This window comes from Nguyenibacter vanlangensis, from assembly GCF_013376155.1.
GTDB classification, from domain to species: Bacteria; Pseudomonadota; Alphaproteobacteria; order Acetobacterales; family Acetobacteraceae; genus Gluconacetobacter; species Gluconacetobacter vanlangensis.
Genome location: NZ_JABXXP010000805.1, coordinates 1 through 1185, shown reverse-complemented (window position 1 = coordinate 1185; position 1185 = coordinate 1). Strand labels below are relative to the sequence as shown.

General features: G+C 70.5%; 2 protein-coding genes. Both read right to left on the bottom strand.

What is annotated here, in order from left to right; translation table 11 throughout:
• Positions 1–20 precede the first annotated feature (20 nt).
• Entirely contained in the window at positions 21–455 is a 435-nt protein-coding gene (locus HUK84_RS19215; protein ID WP_317135318.1) for a hypothetical protein, read from the bottom strand.
• Between the two features lie 50 nt (positions 456–505).
• The coding region (locus HUK84_RS19210; RefSeq protein ID WP_176641642.1) for a LysR substrate-binding domain-containing protein at positions 506–1185 on the bottom strand (680 nt) is incomplete at its 5' end.

The following is a 1185-nucleotide window of genomic DNA, read 5'->3' as shown; positions in this document are numbered from 1 at the left end:
TGAACCCGCCGGCCGGGCCCTTACCAGGGAAAGGGCCGCAGGTCCGGCGCCAGCCAGCCCCGCCTGGCCGCGATGCTGAACAGGCGCGGCCGGCTCCAATAGTCCAGCAGCCAGCCCGGCTGCCCCAGCGGCGACGCCACGAGGTCGTCCGCGATGTGCCAAAGCGGCGTTTCCCCGGGATAGCGCCGCAGGAAACCGGCCGCCGCCCGCATCGAGGCGACGGTGATCGTTTCATGATACCCGCCCTGGTCGTCGTTCACCCCGCCGGTCGCCACGTTATAGGCCCGGATGATCGCGCCGACCTGCCCCTGCGCGACCAGGCCGGGGCGATGACGCAGCAGCCACAGCGCGGCCGCGAAATGCGCGGCATGGGTCCAGTCGGGCTTGGGCAGGGTGCGATCGAGCAGGCCGCGCCCGATCCGCTCGATGTCGTCGTCACTGGAAAAGATCGTCACGACCCGTGCATCCTCCTTCTTCTACACCCGCGCGTGACGCGGCCGGACCATCAGCAGGCCGGCGGAACGCGAAAGAATTCGATCAAATGATCCAGCACCAGCCTGGTCTTGGGCGGCATGCGGCGGCCCAGCGGGATCAGGGCATGCACGGGCGGTCCGTCGGCATCGGCCTCGGGCAGCAGATGCACCAGCGTGCCCATGCAGACATGCGGGTGCGCCATCCAGTCGAAGATCTGCACGATGCCCATTCCGGCGATCGCCGCATCCACCATCGCCCGCCCGTCGGCCAGCACCAGCCCGGCCTTGGGCGCCAGGTCGGACTGATGTCCGCATTCCGTCACCGCCCAGGGAATCGGCCGCCCGGCATGGCCGCGATAGATGACCGCCTCCTGCCCGCACAGGTCCTTGATGCTGTCGAGCGGTCCGCTGCGCGCCAGGAAGCCGGGCGAGGCATAGAGCCCGAAGCGCGGCGTGCCCAGCCGGCGCACCAGCATGTCGCCCGTCGCCGGCAGCGCGCCCACCCGCACCACGATGTCCCAGCCATCGGCCACCGGGTCCGACTGGCGGTCGTTCAGCGACAATTCCAGCGTCACCTTGGGATGGGACGCCCGCAACGACGCCAGCATCGGCATCAGGAACTGCCCGAATCCGACCGGCAGATCCATCCGCACCCGGCCGGCCGGCTCCGCCCGGCGGGCGGCCAGCGCGACATGCGCCTCGCTCAACCCGT